Source organism: Streptococcus sp. 32226D021BW (assembly GCF_053545015.1).
Genome location: NZ_JBPPVC010000004.1, coordinates 1 through 23,454 on the forward strand (window position 1 = coordinate 1; position 23,454 = coordinate 23,454).

The following is a 23,454-nucleotide window of genomic DNA, read 5'->3' on the forward strand; positions in this document are numbered from 1 at the left end:
CACCTCAGAAAAGTATTGCCAAATTGCGATACTTTCCTTGAGGCACTTTTGTCCTGTTCTTGTTTCAATTAACTATAAAGAAGGCAAAACCGTTCAAGTAGATGAATGGATGACCTTTCTCAATGAGCACATGGAAGACACCCTTCTCACTCTTGAAGGAGAGAAAATGTATGTCGAAACCATCTTCCGCGAGGTATTGGACGGACGCGAATACCTTTACTGGTATTCTGTTCAAACTGAAGGAGGGATTGAAGTCGAAAATTCAGAATCCTATATCGACAGAAAACATTTAGAATATTGGGAAGAATGCATCGACCCGAGCTATGGTATGGTCGATTTGGATCCGCAAGTTGTAATGATTCCAAAGCCGATTTATGAAACCATGGAAGAATTAGACAGACAGTACGATGAGACGTATAGTCATTTGAATTAACTTTGATACATCGTCACTCTCGGCTTGCCGTACTCTAGTACAGCCTGCACCTCAGTTCCTTGTCTGAAAGCTAATTCATTCGACTATATAAAAAATGAGCTGCTCCATGCAACTCATTTTCTTTTTATTTTGGACTGATACCTAGCGTAATCCGTCCCAGACGGCTGATTCGCGTCATCTTCCAAGCAGGAGACCAGACAATCTCTACTTGTGCATCGGTAATGCCTTCGATTTTCTTCAAGGCTGTGACTAACTCACCTGGCATGGTATCAGCACAAGAACAACCAGCATCGGTAAAGGTCATGATGACCTTACAAAATCCATTCTCATCCAAATCAATTTCATAGACCAAGCCTAAATTATAGATATCCAATTCAATCTCCGGATCATAAATATTCTCTAGGACTTCGATCAATTGACTTGAAAGTGCAGCTGCTCGGTCATTGATTTTTATATCGTCTCTCATTGGAATTCTCAACTTTCTTGTTTTTACCATTTTCTCATATTTTTCATAATTTTTCAAGAAAATGTAGCTTAATTGTCTGAAAATTCAAAAAGAAGCTCCAAAGAGCTTCTTGAAGTTTTCTGTCTAGAGAATTAGATCGCTCTCATCTCCTTCGACTGACTTTCTCCAATCTGGAAGACATATTTGTGACCTTGGGTCAAGCTATGGTAGAAACCTTTCCCCTCATAAAGTTGAAAAATTTGCATGGTCTTGCGACTTTCCTCGTCCTTGTAAACATGTTGAACATAAGGATTGTCCGCAAAGACCTTTTCCAAGAGATCTTGACTTGCTGGTCTAGCCTTTCCTTCAATTCGGATGACTTGAATAAGATAATCTTCCTCAGACAAAGCCGTGATAGCTAGGCGCTCATCCCCCATCAATTGATGGTAAAAATGAGTTTCTGATCCTGTCATAAAGAATACACCATCTTCCGTCGCAGCTGTAATATGAATCGGTCTGGAATGAGGATTACCCGCCTCATCAACCGTAGCAAAAATCCCTACCTTCATTTCTTCCAAAATGTCCATGATATCTTTCAATTCCATAGCACACCTCCTAGACTTCTTTCTACTTTGATTATAGCAAATTCTAGCAAGAAAGTTAAGAAAAATTCCATTCATTTAAATAGATAATGAGAGGAGAAAGTAAGCTTGCACATTCTAACAAGACAGATAGAGAAAACGAAATGACAGATACCTTATATCTGATACTAGCTTGTTTTGACACAGGTAGACCATAAGACTAGAACTAGCTGTTTTCATTTAAAAAGATTGAAAGAATGATCATTCAACGACCATCCCTTCAATCTCAAATCTTGATTTCACTGTTCTTTAATAGGTAGCCAAGCATTTTTCCAAGTGTACTTGACCGACAGCATATAGTGTACAAATAACCCAATAAATGAGGGCTACACAGATATAAACTGTCATGTAGTCAGACTTGGCTCCACCGACTATCTTGGCCTTATTGAAAATCTCTGGTACAGTAATCATGGCTGTCAGAGAGGTACTTTTAACCATGTCCAAAAGCACATTGCTAAGAGGTGGTAGGGCAATTCGGAAGGCTTGGGGAATGATGATTTTTCTGTAAATCACATTGGTCCGCAAGCCCAAGGAACGCGCCGCCTCCCACTGTCCCTTATCAATGGCTGAAAGAGATGCACGAATAATTTCAGAAATGTAGGCACTGGACATGGATGTAAAGGCGATGATAGAAGCTGTGATGGCATCTAACTGTAGGCCCATGAAAGGCAAGCCAAAATAGATGAAAAAGAGGAGAACCATAAGAGGAATGCCCCTCATGAGAGAAATATGTGTCATGGCTAGCCAACGCAAGGGCGCCAACTTGGACATTCTAAGTAAGGCAACAAAGAAACCACAAAAGGTACCCAAGGCAAAACCAATTAAAGACAGAGAAAGAGTGTAAGGCAAGCCTTCCAAAATCTGTGGAATAGCCTCTCTTGCTATATCTGCATTAAAAACTGCCTGCCAGTTGATATCCATATCTTCTCCTCTTTCCTAAAAACCAGATAGACTTTGCCAGTCTGTGACTGACAAAGTCTATACAAGATGCATTTAATTTGTTACAAGGTCTTATTCAACTTCGATAACTGGCAATTGGTCTGCATTTTCAACAGGGACTGTCAAGTCTTGTCCTGCGTAGTATTTCTCAGAAATTGCCTTCAAAGTTCCATCAGCCTTCATCGCTTCAAGAGCCTCGTCAATTTTTTCTTTCAAGCTTGTGTCAGCCTTGCTCATGACAATGCCTTGTTCTGTTGGGTTGTATTTTGCATCACCCATCTTCACTTTGATATCTGGGAAGTTGGCATTGACCCATTTGATAGCCATCACTTGTGTGTAGTAGTCGTTTGGAATGAAGTCTGTACGACCTGTTGATACGTCACGCAAATAGACATCGTTGGTTACGTTGTCATAGATAACTGGCTCTGCACCTTGCTTTTCAGCAATTTTCATGTACTGGGTACCTGCGCCACCACCAGCTTTTTTACCAGTCCAGTCGCTCAAGTCAGCTGCTTCGATTCCTGATGAACCGTCTTCACGAACGATGTAGCCACCAACCGAATACTTGTAAGGAGTAGAGAAGTTGTACTTTTCCTTACGTGCTTCCGTCATGTCAAAGTTGTTAACAGAAATATCAACTTTACCACTGTCCACAGCTGTAAAGGCTTCTGCCACACCGATTTCTTGGTATTCGATTTCCAAATCTAAACGCTTACCAATTTCATTGATCATGTCAATTTCATAACCGACCAATTCTTTAGCATCGTTGTAGTAAGAAGTTGGGAAGAGGGTACCTGGTGTAGCAACTTTCAAGACACCAGCTTCTTGTACTTTTTCCCATTGAGTCTGTTCAGCAGAAGAACTGCTAGTATTCGAACTTGAGCTAGAACATGCTGCCAAGGTCAAAGTAGAAACCAAGAGAGCTGAGGCTAAAACTTTTTTCAACATAAAACAATCTCCTTTGGAAGCCATAGCTTCCTTTTTTTTACTTTTTCGGTGTTAACTCACCAACTTTTATAGGTTAACATTTTGAAAACGTTTTGGCAAATAATTGAACCGAAAAAATGGAGAAGTTATAAGTGAAGAAGTCCAGCTTGTTCTAACTGGTCTGCCAACTGCAAGAGTAAATCCTCTCGTCCCTTGGCTGCTGTCAATTGGATGCCGATTGGCAAGCCATCAGCCCGCACATAAGTTGGGAGAGAAATAGCTGGCTGACCACAAATATTGGCCTGCTGTGTAAAGGGAGTTAGGGCTAGGCTGTCCTCGAACATTTGCCAGATCAGGTCCTGCTGCTCTTCCATGGAATAGTTCTGGGTGTGCTTGAGGCGGTCCAGCATCTCTTGCGAGTGAGTGAACTGGTTTAGCTTGGGCGCTACATCTGCGACGGTCGGTGTCAGAAGGAGATCGTAGTGCTGGTGGAAGTCCGCCATGTTGGCACTGTAACGGTCCCAATCCTGTAAGACTTTGGAATAGAGCTTGGCTGGGATGGTCTGCCCGCTCTGGTAAATGGCCCAGGTCATGACCTCCATGTCATCCAAGGTCATCTGGCGCCCAAAAGCTGCTTCGATGTCGTCAAACATCTGAGCCGTGTCCACGCTGTTCATCAGGTAGAAGGATTTCATCAGGGCCACTCCATCCAGAGGATATTCTGATAATTCCACCACTTCATGCCCCAAATTTGCCAAGTGATGACAGGCTTTTTGAACTGCTTCTACCGCTTCAGAACTGACCTTGCTCCCTACTGGAGATTTGGTATAGTAGGCGATTTTTAGGGGGCGAGACAATTTTCCAAACACCTCCTCTTCACTCAGCTTGGCAAGGGGAAAAGGAGCTTCCAGCTGATAATCCTGGAAATGATAGAGCAGACGCTGGGTGTCTCGGACAGACTTGGTCAGGGCAAAATTGACAGATGCTCCCTGCCAGCCACGATAAGACTTAGGTCCAACTGGAATCCGACCACGACTGGTTTTGAGCCCAATCAAGCCATTGAAGGAGGCTGGGATGCGAATAGAGCCACCACCATCCGATGCCGCAGCAATAGAGACCATGCCTGAAGCCAGTGCTGCAGCTGCACCACCACTTGATCCACCAGCATTGCGACTGGGGTCCAAGGGAAGATTGACAGGACCATGCAAGCTGGCGTCTGAGATATTTTTGAAGCCGAATTCTGGCGTGTTGGTTCGACCGACAATGATGAAACCCAAGTCCTTCAAGCGTTGGACATAGGTGTCGGTATGACCTGCTGGTCGACCAGCAAGCAGGCGAGAACCAGCAGAAGATGGCTGCCCCTTTTCATTTTGCCCCAAATCCTTGAGCAAGAAGGGAACCCCTGCAAATGGCTTGCCCAGATAGTCTTCTTTCTCCGCTTCTTTCAAGGCCTCTTCATACTGCTTGCTGACAACCGCATTGAGGGCGGGATTGAACTTTTCAATTCTGTCAATCGTTTCTTGTACCAATTCCTTGGCAGAAACCTGTTTTTGATTGACAGCCTGAGCCATGGCTGTCGCATCTTTCCATGTCATAAGAATCTCCTAGATACCATATTTTTCCATAGACTGCTTGATGGTCTTTCCGAGCGCCATAAAATCAGCCATGTTGTCCGACGAGGGATAAAAGGTAGTCAGAAAAGCCCCTTTTTCAATCAAGACACGCTCAATTCGTGTTTTCATATCCTCCACCGTCAAAGCCTGACCGACCAAGTCTGACAGATTGGCCATCGAATCCGGATTTACTTGCGGAAATCTGTCCGATACTTCTTGCGGAGCAACACTTGCCACATAAAAATCCGCCACCACTTGCCCACGTTTGACTTGATTGCCTGAAACACTGATATAGGCAGAAATGGCAATAGCCTCTTGGTAAATCCGCTGAGCCAATCCAGCAAATTTCCGCCCCTTGATACTAAGGTCGTAGGTCCCTGGACAGTAGGAAGTTGCCACCTCACCACTGACCACCTCGAAGGGAAAATCCGAAAGTGCCTGGGCAATCAAATCCACCATGACCTGATAAGACTCCCGCAAATCAACCTTGTGACCAGAAGGATTGGGCAAAATCAGAGTGACATTTAAAATCCCTTCATCTGCAACGACTGCCAAACCGCCCAAACTCCGAATAATAGGACTGTAGCCTGCCTGACCAATACTGGCTAAGCCCTTATCCAGCTGGGCAACCTGACTATCCATCATCCCCAGAATGACCGTTTGGTCCATGGGCCAAAAATGTAAAATCCCTGTATTGGACTGACGATTGACCTCGCGCAAAAATACCTCAGTCCACACCAGTGGCCCCTGTTTCAAACCCGTCAAGCCAGACCGATCTTCATATTTCTTTATGGTCACATTCTCAACCCAAGATTTCATTCATAAGCGTTCTCTTTCAAATTACTATATCTTATTTTAACACAGAGCCTGTGATGCGTCGGAGAAAATGCCCAGAGTTGTTTCTGAAAAAGAAAGGAGACTGGAGTTTCCAGTCTCATCTTAGAATTATAAATCCTCAAAGGCATCTTTTACCTTGTCAAAGAATCCTTTTTTATGTGGTTTGACATCAATATTTCCTGCTGCCGCAAATTCTTTAAGAGCTGCACGTTGACGGTCGTTCAGACCTGTAGGGGTAACAATATTGACCGTCACATACTGATCACCGATGACCCCACCACGAACACTTGGAGCTCCCTTGCCTTTCAGACGGAAGGTCTTACCTGTCTGTGTTCCTTCAGGGATCACCATATCCACATCACCGTGAACGGTTGGTACATGGACTGTATCGCCCAAGGCTGCCTGAACAAAGTTGAGGTCTAATTTATAATAAATTGTTGTCCCCTCACGCTCAAACTTATCTGAAGCCTGGACTTGAATGACCACATAGAGATCTCCGTAAGGACCTCCATTAAAACCTGCTTCCCCCTGACCTGCCAGACGGATTTTCTGACCAGTTTCCACACCAGCTGGTACCTTAACCGTTACCGTATGAGCTTGTTTTTCATGACCGGTTCCGCGACACGTTGTACATGGATCCTTAATTTGTTTACCACGACCATGACAGACATCACAGGTCATTTGACGGCGCATGGTACCAAGTGGTGTTTGCGTGTCCACATTGATAATCCCTGAACCGTGACAGCGTCCACAGGTTACTGGACTTGTACCAGGTTTAGAACCTGAACCCGTACAGGTCCGACAAGTAGCTTCACGGTAGTATTTGACTTCTTTTTCTGTTCCAAAAATCGCTTCTTCAAAGGTAATTTCCAAGCCATAGGTTAAGTTATCACCTTGACGCGGAGCGTTCGGATTACGGCTAGCGCCTCCACCACCAAAGAAGCTAGAGAAGATATCTTCAAAGCCACCAAAACCAGCTCCGTCAAAGCCACCAAATCCCCCAAACCCACCAGCTCCACCGCCGAAGCCACCATTGGCACCAGCAGGACCAAACTGGTCATAAGCAGAACGCTTCTGAGGATCACTCAAGGTTTCATAAGCCTCTTGAACTTCCTTGTATTTATCCTCCGCACCCGGATCCTTGTTAATATCTGGATGGTATTTCTTTGAAAGCTTCCGATAAGCCTTCTTAATCTCGTCTGGCGAAGCATCCTTAGAAACCCCCAGACGATCGTAAAATTCTGTGTTGTTCATAGTTTATGATACAAAAGGCATTAAGAAAACCGTATGAAAATAGGAAACTGACGCAGTGTGTAAAACACACTAGGAGGTTTAGCTTTTTCACTAGGTTTTTAGCCTGTGTTCGAATAGCCGAACTTGTATTCCTTTCTGTAAAAGTTAGAAGGCTATTTACCCAAAAACAGAGGCTGGGTTGCAACCTCTGTTAATAAAATATTATAAATAATTTCGTATCCAATCTGGCATACTGGAGTCATCAATCGACCATGATTCTACTTCATGCTCATCTTTCTCCCACACATTTTCATCACCATCGAAAAACTTAACTCTAGAGCATTTATACTTTGTAACTACACTGCCTTCTAGGCGATATTCATTCCAATAATAGCTCTTTCCGTGACCTTTCCACTCATTTGTTATATAAATTGTTGACATAGTTACTCTCCATAAATATTGTCATGAGAAATACTACTTTTTCTACCGCATTCTTCGCACTTCCAAATATATTTATTATCGTCAAATCCACTTTGAACATTTAAGTATGCACCACAATGATCACAATACCAATCTACATCAGGAAATCTACCACTCATAATTATCCTCCTTGTTAGTCTAGTCACTAAGAAATCCTACTTCTCCGTAAACTCGCCGTCAACCACGTCGTCACCAGCATTTGTTGGGCCTGCTTGTGCACCTTCTTGGCCTGCGGTTGCTTGTTGGGCTGCTGCGGCTTGCTCGTAGAGTTTCACTGCAAGGGCTTGAGCTTTTTCGTTGAGGTTTTCAAGTTTAGCCTTCATGTCGTCCAAGTTGTTTGCTTCTTGAGCTGCTTTCAACTCGTCAAGAGCTGCTTGGGCTTGGTCGCGTTCTGCGTCGAAGCCTTTGCCTTCAGTTTCTTTCAGAGTTTTCTCAGTCGCAAAGATTGCTTGGTCAACATCATTACGAAGATCTACTTCTTCCTTACGTTTCTTATCTGCTTCAGCGTTTGCTTCTGCATCTTTCATCATGCGGTCGATTTCTTCATCTGTCAAACCTGAGTTAGATTGGATAACGATTGTTTGCTCTTTTTGCGTACCAAGGTCTTTGGCTTTTACAGAAACGATACCGTTCTTGTCGATGTCGAATGTTACTTCGATTTGTGGAATACCACGAGGTGCTGCAGGGATATCAGTCAATTGGAAGCGACCAAGAGTCTTGTTGTCTGCTGCCATTGGACGCTCACCTTGAAGCACGTGGATATCAACAGCTGGCTGGTTATCTGCCGCAGTTGAGAAGACCTGTGATTTAGAAGTTGGGATTGTTGTGTTACGGTCAATGAGTTTTGTAAATACACCACCCATTGTTTCGATACCAAGTGACAATGGTGTTACGTCAAGAAGAACAACATCTTTGACATCACCAGTGATGACACCACCTTGGATTGCCGCACCCATAGCAACCACTTCATCAGGGTTTACAGATTTGTTTGGCTCTTTACCTGTTTCAGCTTTTACAGCTTCTACAACGGCTGGGATACGAGTTGAACCACCGACAAGGATAACTTCGTCAATTTCTGACAAGCTGAGACCTGCATCTGACAGAGCTTGACGAACAGGAATTTTTGTACGTTCTACAAGGTCGTAAGTCAATTCGTCAAATTTCGCACGAGTCAATGTCATTTCCAAGTGAAGCGGACCTGCTGCACCTGCAGTGATAAACGGCAAGCTGATTTGAGTTGAAGTTACACCTGAAAGGTCTTTCTTCGCTTTTTCAGCCGCATCTTTCAAACGTTGAAGGGCCATCTTGTCAGCTGACAAGTCGATACCGTTTTCTTTCTTGAACTCTGCTACCATGTGATCGATAATCTTTTGGTCAAAGTCGTCACCACCGAGCTTGTTATCACCTGCTGTTGCAAGTACATCAAAGACACCGTCACCAAGTTCAAGGATAGATACGTCGAAAGTACCTCCACCAAGGTCGAATACCAAGATTTTTTCATCTTTGTCAGTCTTGTCCAAACCGTAAGCAAGGGCTGCTGCAGTTGGTTCGTTGACGATACGTTCTACTTCAAGACCTGCGATTTTACCAGCGTCTTTGGTTGCTTGACGTTGGGCATCGTTGAAGTAAGCAGGAACCGTGATAACGGCTTTGGTTACTTTTTCACCAAGGTACTCTTCAGCGTAGCCTTTCAAGTATTGAAGAATCATAGCTGAGATTTCTTGTGGTGTGTATTCTTTACCGTTTGCTGAAACTTTTTCAGAAGTTCCCATTTTTGATTTGATAGAGATGATGGTATCTGGGTTGGTTACTGCTTGGCGTTTTGCCGCATCACCAACGATGATTTCACCATTTTTGAAAGATACAACAGACGGAGTTGTGCGGTTCCCTTCTGGGTTTGCGATAATTTTTGATTCAGTTCCTTCAAGAACTGCAACTGCTGAGTTTGTTGTACCTAAGTCAATACCGATAATTTTAGACATGTGTGTTACCTCTTATTTTAGTTTTCTTTTATTCATTCATAGTTTACCGTCATTGCAGACGAGGTTTTTTCATAGTTTTCGAGTAACTCCTGTCGCTTTAGCGACCTTAGAGTTACCGACACAAAGTTTGCCCAAGAGCTAGGAGCCTAGCGACGAAGCGATTGGTTGCAAACTACTGTGCACGACATCTCGGTCAGGATTCTTTCTTTTTTGGGGAAATAGCAGAGCGACTACTCAGACACCACTACCATAGCCGGTCTCAGCAAGCGTTCATGCAACTTGTAGCCTTTTTGGAAGACTTGTGCAATGTGTTCTGCTGGGCAATCGTCTGTAGCTGGGACTGTTTGAATAGCCATGTGAAGATTTGAGTCAAAGACATCTGTTGCGACTTCCTCCACCCCTTCTTCTTTAAGGGCTTGGATCAAGCTTTCCTGTACCATTTCCAAACCTTTTTTAACATCTTCTGTCAAGCCTTCGACTTGAAGGGCACGCTCCAAGTTATCCAAACTCGGCAAGATTTTCTTGGCCAAGTCTTGCGAACGGTAACGTTGAATGGTTTGGCGTTCCTCGTTGGCACGGCGTTGGATATTTTGCATTTCAGCGTGGGCACGAAGGTACTTATTTTCAAATTCCTCTGCCCGCTCATTTGCCAAATCCAATTCTGATTTTTCAGGTGTCTCCACAACTTCTTCTGTTGCTTCAACCTCTTCTACGATTTCTTCGTTTTTGATTTCTTCTGACAAAACATTCTCCTTCTAATTGACTTCATAATGATTACTACTTAAATATCTGTAATAATCGGTTAATTTCATAAATAGGACGCGGCTGATGATGTTGATCAAGCTCATCTGCCTACGATAGTCCATATCAACAGGACCGAGCAAACTCATCTGGGCCATACCCCGATAGGGGATTGGAAAGCGGTGATGAATGACCGTCACATCTGCAAGTGCAGGATCACGATGTTCTGCCACAGAAATGCTGGTCTGCTGGTCGGGTGCCAAGCCCTGCCGCAACTCTGGTGCTAATAGCTGTGCGTTATCCAAGAGTTGGTAGGTGGCGAGATTGCCATAGGTCAGCGAGGCAACTTTTCCACTGATAAAGACTGATTCTTGGAAGAGATTGGAAAAGATGTAATCCATTAAATCCAAGACATTGTCCGTCGTGGTAAAGTAACGCTGCACCACTTGGGGAATCTCCGTCCGCAGCTTGTAGTGGATAGCCAAGACCGTCTGGTCAACGAAACGTTCATCCACCAGGCGTTTGAGCACTTCCAAGTCCCTGGTCAAAAAGTTCTTGGGAATGGCAAACTGGACAGTAACTGGTTTGGACTGGTCCAAGGTCAAGACTGCCAGAGCATCGTGACTACTGAGCTGTACGATGTCAAAGGAAGTCAGCTGCTGACTGGTCGGCTCCACATCTAAAATGACCGAGGTGTATCCTGTCAAATCCGCTAGGACCTGACTTGCCCGCTCCAAGATGTCTTCTAGCTTGAAGGCTTCAAAGTCGAAGGCCTTGACCACCTGATAAACATCTTCTTCATTGATGTGTTCCAGATTGAGCGAGTGGTTGACAAAGTATTGAAAACCAGCCCGACTGGGCATCCGACCACTTGATGTGTGGGCCTTTTCCAGCAAACCCAACTGCTCTAGCTTAGCCATATCATTACGAATGGTAGCCGAACTTGAAGCAATCATTTCCTGCAAGGCCTTAGAACCAACTGGCTCATGATGACGCGTAAACAATTCAACAATCAGATTCAAAATATCATTTTGACGTTGGGTAATCATCTCCGCTCCTTTCATGAACACTGTTTTAGTTACGCTCAATAAAAATCGACAGTAGCCTAGGAAGCGAGGCCGAATGTAGAACTCTGCTACTTTCCTAACTCTAGGTAGCAGGCTGAAATCCTCCACTGGAGAATTTCACTCACACAGGCAAGCTGACAACGGATAGTGTTGATTTTTGAAGAGCGTTAGCACTCTATGATGTCGAGTGCTAACCTATATACTCCCATTATACGCCGAAAAAATGGATTGTCAAGAGAAAAAGACAAAAAATTAGCACTCTTTTGCTTAGAGTGCTAAAAATCAGTCTGAGGACCTAGTTACTCTTTACCATACGATAAAAACGGGTACCTAGTAATAATAAAAGTGGAATATAAATGATAGAAATACCTAAGACAAAAGCTGGATGAGAACGCATATTCATCCCTAATAGAATGAAATACAGTCCCAAAGATAGCAAATAGCGTCTTTGGAAGATTGTTTTCACAAACTCTACCTTACTTTCCCTATCACCATATAATTCAAGCTCCCCCATCTTCGCAGGTTTCCTAAAAATATTGAAATTTTGGCAGGATACGACAAACTCCCATCCATAATCCTCGTACATACGCAAATAGGAGTCTCGGTCTTTATTTTTTGATTCCTTAAAATCAACCTGATACACAACCTCTTCTGGCTGGCATTTTTCAAAATGATAAAAGAAGAGCCAGCTAATCTTAACTAGTTTCCACCCTTGTTGATGCATCTCACTGAGATAGCTTGCCTGCTGACTGAAATCTGTGATAAAAAATACCTTACACTCTGTCTTAGTCTCCATAACTTTCCCCCTTACTATTTCGATAGAGCCGTTCAATTCGAGCCAATTCTATGTCTAAAATTTCTCGACCTGTTTCTGTTATCCGATAAAACTTCCGCTTGTCTTCTTCTCTGACAAAGGCAATCAGGCCGTCTTTCTCCATTTTCGACAGGGTGCCGTACATGGTTCCAGGGCTAATCACGACTTGCCCTGCCGTGACTTGCTTGGTCTTTTGCGTAATATCATAGCCATGCCGTTCTTCCTGTAAATGAAAGAGAATATAGAAGGCTGTTTCTGTCATGGGGACATAGACCCGTTTTAATTTGTCGTCCATAGAATCCTTTCGTATTGCGATACATCGAACTTCGATATACAAATTATATCGCACTTCGATATAGTTGTCAACAAAAAAATCAGAGAAATCTCCCTGATTTCATATCTTTATTTCCCTTGGGCAATCAATTCTGCTCCACGTTTTCGGTAGGATAGGTCGCCAACTGCTTCAATTAAAAGCTTGCCATTTTCGTATTTGAGGACGGTGATTGAGCCGTTATCGAGAAAGACATTGGCACCACGCTCTGGCTCCAACAGATGAGCCAGGGTTGCAATGGTCATACCATGACTGACCACAAGGGCATTGCCTCCGCCTTGTTTTTCCAAGTCTTGGGCGATGGATTCAAAGCCTGTCAAAATGCGGTCACGCAAGACTTTCCAAGACTCTGCCCAGCCAGCTGTGTCTGCTTCTTGAATACCTGCTGCGATTTCCTCAAAGGACATGCCTGTCGCATCAACTGTCCCTTTCAAACGAGGCAGGACACCTTGGAAAAGCTCGGCATCATACATGCCCTCAAAACTACCGAAACACCATTCGCGGATACGCTTGTCTTGGTAATAAGGAATTTTTCCCAAAATTCCCAACTCACGCTGTGCAATAGTAATGGTCTGAACAGTCCGTCCCAGGTCACTGGATACAGCAACCTTGAAATCAAGCCCTGCATCCTTGAGCCCCAAGCCCAATTCACGAATCCCTTCCTCACCAGCCTTGGTCAGCGGCGTATCACACCAGCCCTGCACGCGCCCAATGGTATTAAACATGGTTTTCCCGTGACGAGAAATATATAATCTTACGTCTGCCATTCCTTTTTCTCCTTGTCATTTCTTACTATATAGTATAACAAAAAACCGACTGCTTGTGGCAATCGGTCTACGTTTTTTAGTTCTTAAAGCTATGAATCGGTGCTGGAATTTGTCCACCACGATTGATAAAGTCCACAGAAGAAGCCTGATTGACCTTCATAACAGGAGCTGTTCCCAGCAGTCCACCGAATTCGATCATGTCCCCTTCTTTTCCAAGTGGAATAATACGAACCGCGGTTGTCTTCTGGTTGATAACCCCAATGGCAGCCTCATCCGCAATCATAGCTGCAATGGTTTCAGCAGGCGTTGTTTCTGGAATGGCAATCATGTCCAAACCAACAGAACAGATAGCTGTCATAGCTTCCAATTTTTCTAGGTTAAGTGAGCCATTTTGCACCGCTGCAATCATGCCCTCGTCCTCAGAAACAGGGATGAAGGCACCTGACAAACCACCGACTTGGTTGCAGGCCATGACTCCACCCTTTTTGACTGCGTCATTGAGCAGAGCAAGGGCAGCAGTCGTTCCGTGCGTACCAACGGTTTCTAAGCCCATTTCCTCCAAAACCCGTGCTACTGAGTCCCCGACAGCAGGTGTTGGAGCAAGTGAGAGGTCAACGATACCAAATTTAACACCCAAACGTTCGCTGGCCATATTGCCGACCAACTGACCGATACGGGTAATCTTGAAAGCCGTCTTCTTGACGGTCTCCGCCACCACATCAAAGCTCTCACCACGCACTTTTTCAAGGGCACGCTTGACCACACCAGGACCAGACACGCCGACGTTGATGACCACATCCGCCTCGCCGACACCGTGGAAGGCACCTGCCATAAAGGGATTGTCCTCGACCGCATTGGCAAAGACCACAAGTTTTGCCGCCCCCATATCAGAAGCCTCCGCCGTTTCCTTGATGATCCGCCCCATGTCCCGCACAGCTGTCATATTGATACCCGTCTTGGTCGAGCCGATGTTGACCGACGAGCAGACTTTTGTCGTTTGGGCCAATGCCTGCGGTATAGAGTTGATGAGGATTTCATCTCCTTTTTGGTAGCCCTTTTGAACCAGAGCTGAAAAACCTCCGATAAAATCGATGCCGATCTCATGAGCCGCCTTATCCAAGGCATGAGCCAGGGGAAGATAATCCGTGGCATCCGTCGCTGCACCAATCAAAGCAATAGGCGTTACTGATACACGTTTATTGACAATGGGAATACCTAGCTCTGCCGCAATCTCATCACCGACCGCTACCAAGTTCTTGGCCTTTGTGACAATCTTGGTATACACTTTCTCAGCAGCTTTCTCAATATCCGCATCAATACAGTCCAAGAGGGAAATTCCCATGGTGATGGTCCGAATATCGAAATTCTGCTCCTCAATCATTTCAATGGTTTCTCTAACCTGTCTAATATCCATGAAACCTCTCCTTACAAGTTGTGCATAGCATCAAAAATCGCCGCACTTTGAATGTTGATTTTCACGTTCAAACCCTGACCAAAAGCATCCAACTCCGAACGTAACTGAGTGAAATCTTTCTTCTCATCTGACGACACCACCGCCATCATGGTAAAATACTCATCCAAAACTGTCTGGGAAATATCATCAATATTAAGCCCTAACTCCGCAATCTTAGTCGCAACACCCGCAACAATTCCTGACTTGTCCTTACCGACAACTGTAACAATAGCTTTCATCTGAACACCTCTTCTAAATTTTCATTTATTTTATCATAAATACACAGAAAAAGGTACAAATCTTTTGATTTCTACCTGTATCGTACGTTTTTACAACTTCAACTGTTTCTTCTATTCGGCCACGGCTAGAGTTGCCTAGTTTTTAAGTTGCAAACTTTCTATTTCTACCAGTCTGTGATACACTAGTGTCACCGAATTCTATTATTTGTTGGTGGCGACAAGCTACCAACCTTTCTTTTGTTCAGAAAGGACACTTATGAAGATTATCAAGCAATTGTGGTGGTTCTTTTCCCTTGAGAAAAAGGCCTACCTGATTGGGATTTTATCACTCTGTTTGGTCAGCGTCCTCAATCTCCTTCCCGCTTCTATCATGGGGCAGTTGATTGACCAGATTGCCAGCAATCAGTTGACGGACAGCAACCTGCTACTCGGTGTCGCTGGGCTAGTTTTATCAGCCGTAGCTATGTACGGTCTTCGTTATGTTTGGCGGATGAATATCCTAGCGACCTCCTATCGGCTAGGAAAAATCATGAGGGCTCGGCTGTTTGACCACTTTATGCACCTATCTCCTTCCTTTTTTCAGCAACATCGAACAGGGGATTTAATGGCCCACGCGACTAATGACATCAATGCCTTAACACGACTAGCTGGCGGCGGTGTCATGTCCTTTGTCGATGCAACGGTCACAGCCTTGGTTACCTTAATCACGATGAGTGTGAGCATTTCCTGGCAGATGACCTTAGTTGCAATCCTACCCCTGCCCTTCATGACTTTAACCACTAATTTTTTAGGCCGTCGCACTCATGAAAATTTCAAGGCTTCACAGGCAGCCTTTTCAGAGCTTAACAACAAGGTACAGGAAGCTGTTTCTGGTATAAAAGTTACTAAATCCTTTGGCTACCAAGAACAAGAAACAGCTGCTTTTCAGGAAGTCAACCAAGCCGCCTTCTTGCAGAATATCAAAACCATGCGGTACGATGCCCTGTTCAACCCCGCCGTCCTATTTTTTATTGGCCTGTCCTACCTGCTGACCCTTCTGGTCGGCTCTCACTTCATCTCGCAAGGTCAGGTCAGTCTGGGCCAACTAGTAACCTTCATGACCTACTTGGACCTCCTAGTCTGGCCTCTCATGGCAATCGGTTTTTTGGTCAATATTAGCCAGCGTGGTGATGTATCTTACAATCGGATTCAGACCCTTCTCAGTATTTCCTCAGAGGTCATTGAAACAGACCAACCACTACCTGCACCGAACAATGGAGAGATTGCCTATGAGGTTAACGAGTTTGCCTACGATAGCACTCCAGTACTCCAAGATATCCAGTTTCAGATCAAAAAAGGGCAGACGATTGGCCTGGTGGGTCCAACAGGCTCTGGGAAGACCAGCCTGCTCAAACTCCTGATGCGAGAATACGACGTGGCTCATGGGCAAATCTTGCTCAATCAGGAAAATATCAAGAACTACAGGCTGGCTGATTTGCGACGGTTGATTGGCTATGTTCCCCAGGACCAGTTCCTCTTTGCAATCAGCGTAGCTGAGAATATCCGCTTTGGCAATCCAGATCTGCCTCTAGAACAGGTGGAAGAGGCTGTCAAAGCTGTCCATGTCTATGAGGATATCCAGGATATGCCGGATCGCTTTGACACCATGGTTGGCGAGAAGGGGATTTCCCTTTCTGGCGGACAAAAGCAACGCTTGGCCATGGCCCGTGCTATGATTCTCAATCCAGATATTCTACTCCTGGACGATTCGCTCTCAGCAGTGGACGCCAAGACAGAGCACGCTATTCTTGAAACCATTAAGCAAGAACGACTGGGTAAGACAACCATTATCACCGCCCACCGTCTGTCAGCCATTGTCCATGCGGATTTGATTTTGGTCCTGGAAGATGGGAAAATCGTAGAACGAGGTCGTCACCAAGACCTACTGGATGAAAAAGGCTGGTACTACGATACCTATATGATGCAGCAGTTAGAAAGTGAGGAAAGCGATCGTGACTAAGAACAAGCAAACCAGTGTTTTTTGGCGACTCCTGTCCTATCTTAAATCCTATCGACTGCTGACAATCCTTGCCCTCAGCTTTTTGTTGCTGACCACTCTTGTTCGCAGTCTAATTCCCCTTCTGGCTTCTTACTTTATAGACCACTATATTTCCTCGATTTCTGAGACTGCTGTGGCTATTCTAGCAGCCTACTTCGCCCTCTATCTGCTTCAAATGCTGCTCCAGTATTTTGGAAATCTCTGGTTTGTTAAGGTTTCCTATAGCATTGTCAGGGATATTCGCCGGGATGCCTTTGGGAGAATGGAAAAGCTGGGAATGGCTTACTTTGACCAGACTCCAAGCGGTTCCATTGTCTCGCGAATCACCAATGATACGGAGAGCATTTCAGAGATGTTTTCAGGGATTTTATCCAGTTTTATCTCCGCTCTCTTTATTATCTTCACCACGCTTTCGACCATGTTTGCTCTGGATTGGAAATTGACCTGTCTGATCATCCTCTTTCTTCCCTTGATTTTCGTCTTGGTTAATCAATACAGAAAACGGTCTGCTCCCATTGTGGCTAAGACCAGGAGCCTGCTGAGTTCTATCAACAGCAAACTGGCTGAAAGTATTGAAGGAATTCGGATTATCCAGGCTTTTTCTCAGGAGGACCGCTTAAAAGCAGAGTTTGAGGCTATCAACCAGGAACATCTGAACTATGCCAGTCGTTCCATGGCCTTGGACAGTCTCTTTCTCCGCCCCGCCCTATCACTTGTTAAGATTTTGGCCTATGCTCTACTCATGACCTATTTTGGTTTGGACTGGTCACAGGCTGGCATTTCTGCTGGTCTGATCTATGCTTTCATCCAGTATGTCAATCGTCTTTTCGATCCCTTGCTGGATGTCACACAGCATTTTTCCACCCTTCAAACCTCTATGGTATCTGCCGGACGAGTCTTTACGCTCATGGACCAGACTATCGAGGAGCCACTGCAGCTTGACCGAGGGGCCAAGATTGACAAGGGGCATATTGTCTTTGAGGATGTTTGCTTTTCCTATGACGACAAGCGGCAAATTCTGGACAAGGTTTCCTTTGAAGTGAGACAGGGGCAAACCATTGCCTTTGTGGGTGCTACAGGGTCAGGCAAGTCCTCTATCATCAATGTCTTTATGCGTTTCTATGAGTTCCAATCTGGACGGATTTTGATTGACGGTCAGGATATTCGTAGCTTTTCGCAGGAAGAATTACGGTCCGCGATTGGCCTAGTTCTGCAAGATCCCTTTCTATTTCATGGAACCATTGCATCCAATATCCAGATGTATCAGGATATTTCCCGAGAGGAGATTGAAGAAGCGGCTCAATTTGTGGATGCTGCTCCCTTTATTGAGAAACTTCCTGAGAAATATGACCACCTGGTCACCGAGCGGGGCACTGCCTTTTCGACAGGTCAACGGCAACTACTGGCCTTTGCACGCACCATGGCCAGTCAGCCTAAGATTCTCATTTTAGATGAGGCTACCGCCAATATCGATTCGGAGACGGAGCAAACGGTCCAGACCTCTCTTGAGAAAATGCGAAAGGGGCGGACAACCATCGCCATCGCCCACCGCCTATCAACCATTCAGGATGCCGACTGTATTTATGTCTTGGATAAGGGGAAAATCATCGAGTCCGGCAACCACGAAGAACTTCTAGCCCTCAAGGGGCACTACCACCGCATGTACCAATTACAAGCAGGGCAGTTAGCAGCGACCTAAACACCACTCCATTACAAAAGCCAAGTTCACAAAGAACTCGGCTTTTTTCTTATTTACATTTTCAGAGTCTCTGTTGATTGAAGACTCCTTCCTATTGCAATCCCTGCACTTTCTTATAGTCAATCATAATCATGCCTGTCCAGTTTATTTCAACCCTCGTGACCGACGGGCATAGGCTTTCCAATCAATCCCACGCGCCTCACACCAGTTCTGGACATTTGGAGCCAAGACCACATCTTTCTTGCGAAGTTCCGCAATATTCTTAGCACCCAACATGGTCATGATCTCAGCAATCTGCCATTGATAGGTCTTAATAGCTTGCAAGCCGTCGTCAAAACGATGCCCTTTTCCATCCTTGACATATTGAAGGAAATGATTGGACATACCAACAAGGTCTGCACCGAGGGCCAATGATTTAACAATATCTAGCGGTGTTTTAATACCACCAGATGCAATCAGGCTTGGACGTATATCCTCAGAAATAGACATAGCTTCCACCAAGGACGTTACGGTTGACTGACCCCACCCCTCTAAATAAGCATAGTCATTGAAGGTCCGACGGGCATTTTCAATCTTGGCAAAGTCCGTTCCCCCAGTACCAGACACATCGATGGTCTTGACGCCGACAGAAGCCAGCTGGGCGACAGTTTCACGGCTCATACCAAAACCAACTTCCTTGACGATGACAGGTACTTCCATCTCACGTACAAGGGTTTCAATATTTTTCAACCACATAGTAAAGTCACGGTCTCCCTCAGGCATGACAATCTCCTGGGGTGCATTGACATGAATCTGAATGGCATTGGCTTCCAACAAATCCACCGCCCGCTTGGCATTCTCCACACTATGATGGGCACCTAGGTTGGCAAAGATAATCCCGTAAGGATTTTCCCGACGCATCACAGAGAAGGTTTCCGCAACAGATGGATCCTTGATCGCCGCACTGACCGAACCAGAAGCCAGAGCAATCTTCCCAAAATGTCCCATAATTCCCAACAGACGGTTGATTTCGCGCGTCTTCTTGCTTCCGCCAGTCATAGCATTGACAAAGAAAGGAAAGGCAAAGTCCAAACCAGCTACACTGGTCGAAATATCCACCTCATCCACCTTGGTCTGTGGCAGGGAATGATGGACAAACAGAGTTTCCGTAAAGTCCTTGGCCGGCGTGGCACTATATTGCTGATTGGCCAAGCCAACGTGTTGATCCTTGCGGTCTAAACCAAATTCTCCTAGATAAAACATAGGGTTCTCCTTATTTTCTACTTGCGATGTTTAGGGTGAGTGGAAAAATGCCGGCTTCTTGCCAAGCCGTCTCTATCGCTACTTTTTGTTCCTTACTGTCTACCAAGCAAATGCCGCAGTCACCTCCGCCTGCGCCAGATGATTTGGCCACCGCTCCATAAGCCCGGGCCAGGTCACAGAGTTGACTCAGTTGAGGGGTTTCAATGACCAAGCCCATTCCTCTCGCAAAATCCTGTAAGAGCTTGCGATTGACTGACAAGGCCTGTCTAGCTGATACCAAGTCATTTGTCTGACAAGCTACTATCAACTGCTCTACACAGGTCTTAGAGTCGGCTAGAAACTGGCTATGAATTTGCTCTTTTTCAGCCTGACTTTTTTGGTTTTCCATCTGGGAAACTAGCCTGTCCGTCGAAGCCGCCGACCCAGTCCAACCAACCAAGAGGTCTAGACCTTGGGGTAACTGGATAGGGCTGACGGACAAACCTTGCCAATCACTTTCCACCACATCAAGCAGGGACAGCTCTGCCATTTTCCTTAAAAGCCAAGAACGGTCCAGGGAATGATAGGCTATCAAGCCACCAAAACTGGAGGCTGCCAAATCGCCAAAGGAGCCCGTCATGCCTAGCTTGGTCTGGGCCAAGGCTGCCAGCTTGTAGGTCAAAAGGACATCCGCTTGATGACCGTAATAGGTCAACAGGGCCTTGACTGTCGCAACAGTTACTGCCCCTGACGACCCCAGACCATACTTGGCACCTGAAGTCTGGTCATCCAGGTCAGACTGGACCGCTAGACTGTAAGTTCCATGACAAGCATAGCCCTTGGCTGTCAGATAGGCTTCGGTCACCTGCATGGCTGATTCAATCAGAGCATAGGGATGGTCATCTTGGATGAAAATCTCATTTTCCTTACGCTCCCAGGTCAGATAAAGGTCCGCCTTTTGGCTGGAATGAATACTGCCTTGGTCACTTGTTTCAATGGTGACGGTCAGGTACTGGTCAACCGCCGCAATCACCGCAGGATAACCGGCCTCAACAACTGCGTACTCCCCTGCTAGAAAGAGTTTTCCAGGTATCTTTACTTGTACTTTCATGCTACAAGCCCTTTTCAAACGCTGCTTGTGAGGTCTGCCACTCGTCTTCACTGAGGACGTAGGCAGCAGGACCAGGCTTGCTGGTGATAATTTTCTCTCTTGGGAAGACTTTGGCCAATTCAGCTACTAGCTCATCCATTTGACTTGCTCGGCAGAGGACCTTGACATTTGGTCCCGCATCCATGGTCATGTAGGCTGATAAGCCACTTGCCTCACGAACCTGACGGACGGCCTCTTGAGCCACCAGGCTATCGGCTGACCAGTAGGTAAAGGGTGGATTGGCAGAGAGCGTTGTTGCATGCATTTTCATGCCATTGTGCTCTGTAATCTGACCAAGTTTTTCAAAATCACGGCTGGCAATAGCTGCCTTGATGTCCACCAAGTCTTGCTTGGCTGTTTCTACCCAGGCTGAATAAAATGGCGAAGTAGCAACCGTGTGGTCCATTCCCTCTCGACTGGCAATCTTTTTCGGTCCGGTATTGACCGCCAAGACGACCATACCGATATCCCAATCCGCATCATCAATGGGGTGGGCCATCGAATCTTCCGAACCAATTCCCATATCCCACTCGACAAATCCACCAAATAGGCTGCGGGTGCTAGAGCCTGAGCCCCTACGAGCAAGGGTTGATAGGGTGGCTGGTGATAAATCTAAATCCAAGGCTGTCGCAGTTGCCAGAGCAAGTGCTGCGAAGGCTGATGCGGAGCTGGCCAAACCAGCTGCAGTCGGAACAAAATTTAGACTTTCCACTCGGGCAAATGCCCTTTCACCTATATATTCGCAAAACAAATCTAAAAATCGAGAAATTTTTAAAATTTCTTTTTCTTTTTGTAACATTCCGTTGAGATAGAACTCATCGGCAGTCAATTCTGAGTCAAAAACGACCTTGGTATCCGTATAAAATGCGTCAAGGGTCAGGGATAAACTAGAATTCATGGGTAGAAATAATTTCTTATCTCGTTTTCCCCAGTATTTAATCAAGGCAATATTGGTATGGGCACGGGCAATGCCTGTTTGTTTAGTCATTGGTTTCTCCTAAGTACTGTATCCAGGTTTGGCGGGCGCCTGCTTGGGTAAGAATTTGAGCAAGAGTTTGAGCATCTTGGCCTGTTCTAACAAGAGCAATCATGCAACCGCCTCTTCCACCACCGGTTAATTTGGCTCCGAGTGCTCCATTTTCTTGGGCAAGGCTGACGAGCTTATCCAAGCTGGGATCAGACACGCCTAATTCTTGCAGGAGGATATGGGCTTGGTTCATTCTGCTACCTAGAAGCTCTGCCTGGTCTGTGGCTAAATCTTCCTTGGCCTGTCGGGTCAAGTTGCCCAGTTCTTCTACTAGCTTGATAGCCTCTGGCTTTTTCTCCAACAAATCAGCCACGTCTGAAATGGCTTCTAAGGTGTTTCCCGTCACGCCTGTATCAGCCACTACCAAATGGGCATGGAGTTTCAGCTCCAAGGGCTCGATGGGCTGGTGCTTGATAAAAAAGACGGGGGACTTGCCGCTGGTGGTCGCCGCATCAATGCCCGAGGGATTGCCGTGAGCAATTTTTTCCGAAGACTGGACGATATCCCAGAGTTCGCTGTCGGTCAATTCTTTTTCATAGTATGCAAAGAGGGCGCGGGCAACGGCTACTGCCACCGCAGCACTAGACCCCATGCCTCGCTCGGCAGGAATGGTGGAGCTGATTTCGATGTGGATAGCAGGATCTGTCGGCGCGCCGATACGGTAGAGGGAAAAGCGGATGGCATGCTTGAGGCTTTCCCAGATTTTTGGCATCTTGTGAACCAGGCCTTCGTAAAAGTCACAAGCCACACTTAGAGCCTGACCCTGCGCCCTTACCTGAGCGGTAATTTCAACAGCAGAAAAAGGCATAGCAATTGCTGGCTGGCCATAGACAACCGAATGCTCGCCCATCAAAATGATTTTTCCATTTGCTTTTCCTACTACTGACATACTTTTCTCCTTACACAATCACTACTATTATACCATTTTTACATAAGAATAGAACACACGAAAACAGCCGACCGCAGTCGACTGTTCTCAGGAGATTATATGAAAAAGAAATTCGCTATTTCTAGCTTGAACATAGTATATAAGAACAAACTTAAGCGAAACTAAAAGATCTCTTAGTTTTTTCTAAAACGATTTCTCATACTTATTTTCTTAAAACTTGACGCGAAAACAGCCGACCGCAGTCGACTGTTTCCTGGAGATTATATGAAAAAAAATTCGCTAGTTCTAGCTTGAATATAGTATACAAGAACACACTTAAGCGAAACTGAAAGATTTCTTAGATTTTTCTAAAACGATTTCTCATACTTATTTTCTTAAAACTTGACGCGAAAACAGCCGACCGCAGTCGACTGTTCTCTGGAGATTATATGAAAAAGAAGGGCTATTTCTAGCTTGAACATAGTATACAAGAACAAACTTAAGTGAAA

24 protein-coding genes are annotated in these 23,454 nt (G+C 45.3%); 3 read left to right on the forward strand and 21 right to left on the reverse strand.

Features of this window, described 5'->3' with window-relative positions:
* Positions 1-67 precede the first annotated feature (67 nt).
* On the forward strand, positions 68-433 hold the full coding sequence (locus ACEE44_RS03570) for a DUF6176 family protein (RefSeq protein WP_449171380.1): 366 nt from the start codon (positions 68-70) through the stop codon (positions 431-433).
* Between the two features lie 124 nt (positions 434-557).
* On the opposite strand, the gene ACEE44_RS03575 is transcribed toward ACEE44_RS03570, so the two are convergent.
* The 17 genes from ACEE44_RS03575 to ACEE44_RS03655 form a co-directional block, all read right to left on the reverse strand.
* The gene (locus ACEE44_RS03575; protein ID WP_332410776.1) at positions 558-899 is read right to left on the reverse strand and encodes a metal-sulfur cluster assembly factor; all 342 of its coding nucleotides are present in this window, start codon (positions 897-899) and stop codon (positions 558-560) included.
* Between the two features lie 131 nt (positions 900-1,030).
* Positions 1,031-1,483, reverse strand: a complete 453-nt coding sequence (locus ACEE44_RS03580) for a pyridoxamine 5'-phosphate oxidase family protein (protein ID WP_449171301.1) — start codon at positions 1,481-1,483, stop codon at positions 1,031-1,033.
* Positions 1,484-1,768: 285 nt separating this feature from the next.
* Entirely contained in the window at positions 1,769-2,440 is a 672-nt protein-coding gene (locus ACEE44_RS03585) for an amino acid ABC transporter permease (protein ID WP_449171302.1), read from the reverse strand.
* 90 nt (positions 2,441-2,530) lie between these two features.
* Positions 2,531-3,406 (reverse strand): transporter substrate-binding domain-containing protein, encoded by an 876-nt coding sequence (locus ACEE44_RS03590; protein WP_449171303.1) that lies wholly within the window; start codon positions 3,404-3,406, stop codon positions 2,531-2,533.
* A 125-nt stretch (positions 3,407-3,531) separates the two neighbouring features.
* On the reverse strand, positions 3,532-4,980 hold the full coding sequence (locus tag ACEE44_RS03595; protein WP_449171304.1) for an amidase: 1,449 nt from the start codon (positions 4,978-4,980) through the stop codon (positions 3,532-3,534).
* 9 nt (positions 4,981-4,989) lie between these two features.
* Positions 4,990-5,817 (reverse strand): lipoate--protein ligase family protein, encoded by an 828-nt coding sequence (locus ACEE44_RS03600; protein ID WP_449171305.1) that lies wholly within the window; start codon positions 5,815-5,817, stop codon positions 4,990-4,992.
* Positions 5,818-5,943: 126 nt separating this feature from the next.
* The gene (gene dnaJ, locus ACEE44_RS03605) at positions 5,944-7,089 is read right to left on the reverse strand and encodes a molecular chaperone DnaJ (protein WP_449171306.1); all 1,146 of its coding nucleotides are present in this window, start codon (positions 7,087-7,089) and stop codon (positions 5,944-5,946) included.
* A 201-nt stretch (positions 7,090-7,290) separates the two neighbouring features.
* Entirely contained in the window at positions 7,291-7,509 is a 219-nt protein-coding gene (locus ACEE44_RS03610) for a hypothetical protein (RefSeq protein WP_332410786.1), read from the reverse strand.
* A gap of 2 nt (positions 7,510-7,511) precedes the next feature.
* Entirely contained in the window at positions 7,512-7,667 is a 156-nt protein-coding gene (locus tag ACEE44_RS03615; protein WP_332410787.1) for a Sec23/Sec24 zinc finger-containing protein, read from the reverse strand.
* A 36-nt stretch (positions 7,668-7,703) separates the two neighbouring features.
* Positions 7,704-9,530: a molecular chaperone DnaK gene (dnaK, locus tag ACEE44_RS03620; protein WP_449171307.1), complete on the reverse strand. Its 1,827-nt coding sequence runs from the start codon at positions 9,528-9,530 to the stop codon at positions 7,704-7,706.
* 230 nt (positions 9,531-9,760) lie between these two features.
* Positions 9,761-10,273, reverse strand: a complete 513-nt coding sequence (gene grpE / locus ACEE44_RS03625) for a nucleotide exchange factor GrpE (RefSeq protein ID WP_449171308.1) — start codon at positions 10,271-10,273, stop codon at positions 9,761-9,763.
* Between the two features lie 12 nt (positions 10,274-10,285).
* On the reverse strand, positions 10,286-11,320 hold the full coding sequence (gene hrcA, locus ACEE44_RS03630) for a heat-inducible transcriptional repressor HrcA (RefSeq protein ID WP_449171309.1): 1,035 nt from the start codon (positions 11,318-11,320) through the stop codon (positions 10,286-10,288).
* Between the two features lie 313 nt (positions 11,321-11,633).
* Complete coding sequence (locus ACEE44_RS03635) at positions 11,634-12,134, reverse strand: DUF2812 domain-containing protein (RefSeq protein ID WP_449171310.1); 501 nt, start codon at positions 12,132-12,134, stop codon at positions 11,634-11,636.
* Positions 12,124-12,447, reverse strand: coding sequence for a PadR family transcriptional regulator (locus ACEE44_RS03640; RefSeq protein ID WP_449171311.1), 324 nt, complete (start codon positions 12,445-12,447; stop codon positions 12,124-12,126). Before ACEE44_RS03640 ends, ACEE44_RS03635 begins: the two co-directional genes overlap by 11 nt.
* 107 nt (positions 12,448-12,554) lie before the next feature.
* Positions 12,555-13,250 carry a histidine phosphatase family protein gene (locus tag ACEE44_RS03645; protein WP_449171312.1) on the reverse strand — a complete coding sequence of 232 codons (696 nt, stop codon included), beginning with the start codon at positions 13,248-13,250 and terminating at the stop codon, positions 12,555-12,557.
* Between the two features lie 76 nt (positions 13,251-13,326).
* On the reverse strand, positions 13,327-14,664 hold the full coding sequence (locus tag ACEE44_RS03650) for a PFL family protein (RefSeq protein WP_024397825.1): 1,338 nt from the start codon (positions 14,662-14,664) through the stop codon (positions 13,327-13,329).
* 11 nt (positions 14,665-14,675) lie between these two features.
* Complete coding sequence (locus tag ACEE44_RS03655; protein WP_449171313.1) at positions 14,676-14,942, reverse strand: ACT domain-containing protein; 267 nt, start codon at positions 14,940-14,942, stop codon at positions 14,676-14,678.
* Positions 14,943-15,198: 256 nt separating this feature from the next.
* Between ACEE44_RS03655 and ACEE44_RS03660 the strand changes: the two genes are divergently transcribed.
* Together ACEE44_RS03660 and ACEE44_RS03665 are read left to right on the forward strand one after the other, a co-directional pair.
* Positions 15,199-16,941, forward strand: coding sequence for an ABC transporter ATP-binding protein (locus ACEE44_RS03660; protein WP_449171314.1), 1,743 nt, complete (start codon positions 15,199-15,201; stop codon positions 16,939-16,941).
* Positions 16,931-18,679 carry an ABC transporter ATP-binding protein gene (locus ACEE44_RS03665; protein WP_449171381.1) on the forward strand — a complete coding sequence of 583 codons (1,749 nt, stop codon included), beginning with the start codon at positions 16,931-16,933 and terminating at the stop codon, positions 18,677-18,679. The genes ACEE44_RS03660 and ACEE44_RS03665 overlap by 11 nt, the downstream gene beginning before the upstream one ends.
* Positions 18,680-18,823: 144 nt before the next feature.
* On the opposite strand, the gene fni is transcribed toward ACEE44_RS03665, so the two are convergent.
* From fni to mvk, 4 genes are read right to left on the reverse strand one after another with little or no spacing between them, the layout of a single operon-like run.
* Positions 18,824-19,921, reverse strand: coding sequence for a type 2 isopentenyl-diphosphate Delta-isomerase (gene fni / locus ACEE44_RS03670; RefSeq protein WP_449171315.1), 1,098 nt, complete (start codon positions 19,919-19,921; stop codon positions 18,824-18,826).
* A gap of 10 nt (positions 19,922-19,931) precedes the next feature.
* Positions 19,932-21,011 (reverse strand): phosphomevalonate kinase, encoded by a 1,080-nt coding sequence (locus tag ACEE44_RS03675; protein ID WP_449171316.1) that lies wholly within the window; start codon positions 21,009-21,011, stop codon positions 19,932-19,934.
* A gap of 1 nt (position 21,012) precedes the next feature.
* The gene (gene mvaD / locus ACEE44_RS03680; RefSeq protein WP_449171317.1) at positions 21,013-22,038 is read right to left on the reverse strand and encodes a diphosphomevalonate decarboxylase; all 1,026 of its coding nucleotides are present in this window, start codon (positions 22,036-22,038) and stop codon (positions 21,013-21,015) included.
* Complete coding sequence (mvk, locus tag ACEE44_RS03685) at positions 22,031-22,966, reverse strand: mevalonate kinase (RefSeq protein WP_105255985.1); 936 nt, start codon at positions 22,964-22,966, stop codon at positions 22,031-22,033. The genes mvaD and mvk overlap by 8 nt, the downstream gene beginning before the upstream one ends.
* Between the last annotated feature and the right edge of the window lie 488 nt (positions 22,967-23,454).

What these genes read in the sequence shown, in the direction of transcription:
- ACEE44_RS03575 (WP_332410776.1), bottom strand. Translation starts at nt 899, where the DNA reads ATGAGAGACGATATAAAAATCAATGACCGAGCAGCTGCACTTTCAAGT.
- ACEE44_RS03580 (WP_449171301.1), bottom strand. Translation starts at nt 1,483, where the DNA reads ATGGAATTGAAAGATATCATGGACATTTTGGAAGAAATGAAGGTAGGG.
- ACEE44_RS03585 (WP_449171302.1), bottom strand. Translation starts at nt 2,440, where the DNA reads ATGGATATCAACTGGCAGGCAGTTTTTAATGCAGATATAGCAAGAGAG.
- ACEE44_RS03590 (WP_449171303.1), bottom strand. Translation starts at nt 3,406, where the DNA reads ATGTTGAAAAAAGTTTTAGCCTCAGCTCTCTTGGTTTCTACTTTGACC.
- ACEE44_RS03595 (WP_449171304.1), bottom strand. Translation starts at nt 4,980, where the DNA reads ATGACATGGAAAGATGCGACAGCCATGGCTCAGGCTGTCAATCAAAAA.
- ACEE44_RS03600 (WP_449171305.1), bottom strand. Translation starts at nt 5,817, where the DNA reads ATGAAATCTTGGGTTGAGAATGTGACCATAAAGAAATATGAAGATCGG.
- dnaJ (WP_449171306.1), bottom strand. Translation starts at nt 7,089, where the DNA reads ATGAACAACACAGAATTTTACGATCGTCTGGGGGTTTCTAAGGATGCT.
- ACEE44_RS03610 (WP_332410786.1), bottom strand. Translation starts at nt 7,509, where the DNA reads ATGTCAACAATTTATATAACAAATGAGTGGAAAGGTCACGGAAAGAGC.
- ACEE44_RS03615 (WP_332410787.1), bottom strand. Translation starts at nt 7,667, where the DNA reads ATGAGTGGTAGATTTCCTGATGTAGATTGGTATTGTGATCATTGTGGT.
- dnaK (WP_449171307.1), bottom strand. Translation starts at nt 9,530, where the DNA reads ATGTCTAAAATTATCGGTATTGACTTAGGTACAACAAACTCAGCAGTT.
- hrcA (WP_449171309.1), bottom strand. Translation starts at nt 11,320, where the DNA reads ATGATTACCCAACGTCAAAATGATATTTTGAATCTGATTGTTGAATTG.
- ACEE44_RS03635 (WP_449171310.1), bottom strand. Translation starts at nt 12,134, where the DNA reads ATGGAGACTAAGACAGAGTGTAAGGTATTTTTTATCACAGATTTCAGT.
- ACEE44_RS03640 (WP_449171311.1), bottom strand. Translation starts at nt 12,447, where the DNA reads ATGGACGACAAATTAAAACGGGTCTATGTCCCCATGACAGAAACAGCC.
- ACEE44_RS03645 (WP_449171312.1), bottom strand. Translation starts at nt 13,250, where the DNA reads ATGGCAGACGTAAGATTATATATTTCTCGTCACGGGAAAACCATGTTT.
- ACEE44_RS03650 (WP_024397825.1), bottom strand. Translation starts at nt 14,664, where the DNA reads ATGGATATTAGACAGGTTAGAGAAACCATTGAAATGATTGAGGAGCAG.
- ACEE44_RS03655 (WP_449171313.1), bottom strand. Translation starts at nt 14,942, where the DNA reads ATGAAAGCTATTGTTACAGTTGTCGGTAAGGACAAGTCAGGAATTGTT.
- ACEE44_RS03660 (WP_449171314.1), top strand. Translation starts at nt 15,199, where the DNA reads ATGAAGATTATCAAGCAATTGTGGTGGTTCTTTTCCCTTGAGAAAAAG.
- fni (WP_449171315.1), bottom strand. Translation starts at nt 19,921, where the DNA reads ATGTTTTATCTAGGAGAATTTGGTTTAGACCGCAAGGATCAACACGTT.
- ACEE44_RS03675 (WP_449171316.1), bottom strand. Translation starts at nt 21,011, where the DNA reads ATGAAAGTACAAGTAAAGATACCTGGAAAACTCTTTCTAGCAGGGGAG.
- mvaD (WP_449171317.1), bottom strand. Translation starts at nt 22,038, where the DNA reads ATGACTAAACAAACAGGCATTGCCCGTGCCCATACCAATATTGCCTTG.
- mvk (WP_105255985.1), bottom strand. Translation starts at nt 22,966, where the DNA reads ATGTCAGTAGTAGGAAAAGCAAATGGAAAAATCATTTTGATGGGCGAG.